The organism is Neisseria sp. HMSC069H12 (genome assembly GCF_001812735.1).
GTDB lineage: Bacteria > Pseudomonadota > Gammaproteobacteria > Burkholderiales > Neisseriaceae > Neisseria > Neisseria subflava.
Genome location: NZ_KV810256.1, coordinates 1 through 621 on the forward strand (window position 1 = coordinate 1; position 621 = coordinate 621).

Here is a 621-nt window from a genome sequence, read left to right on the forward strand (position 1 = left end):
ACGGTAAAGATACAGATATTGCAGGCGTCTACCGCAAGATCGGCCTGCTGCTGTCGGGTAATGCTGCTCATGGTTTGATTTCCTTAAGGGTTACGGTTATGGTGAACATTTCTTTATGTTCTTCGGCACTATACAGTTCAGGAGAGGTAATACCGAAATTGACAAAATCCGGAGAAATGGAACCATCTTCCCGTGTAAAATAAGGATATGACCATTTCCAATAATATTTGGTTAATGTTTTTTCTCTATCAAATCATTGAAAATATTTCCAAAACTAAATCTAGTCTCTGATGGCTCTCCTGTTGCTTTAAAACCCAAGCCGAATCCCTCTATCTGCCAATGGCAGACACCTTCATTAAAGTAATTTTCATCCTGCATTGCATCAGTATAGACAATGGCTTCGTATTCAAACTCCGCTAGCTGGCGAACTTCAATTTCCAAATCTTTTTCCGGATTGGCAGCCACTCCTTCAATGCGATTAATAATATACGAGCAATTTCTTGCTCCATAACCTACACTCATACTCCCCATCAACTTCAACGGTCCGGGTGCATCGTTAATTTTGATTTTAAGGCGGTATGCCTGTTTAGGATGGGGATTTAGCTGGAATCTTGCTTCGGT

General features: G+C 40.9%; 1 protein-coding gene and 1 pseudogene. One reads left to right on the plus strand and one right to left on the minus strand.

Annotation, left to right across the window (positions count from 1 at the left end; genetic code table 11):
* Window positions 1-203, plus strand: a 203-nt coding sequence (locus HMPREF2872_RS11985; protein ID WP_283118984.1) for a hypothetical protein, incomplete at its 5' end; no start/stop codon positions are given.
* 28 nt (window positions 204-231) lie between these two features.
* On the opposite strand, the pseudogene HMPREF2872_RS04060 reads toward HMPREF2872_RS11985, so the two are convergent.
* A pseudogene (locus HMPREF2872_RS04060) lies at window positions 232-621 on the minus strand (hypothetical protein); the annotation flags it as partial.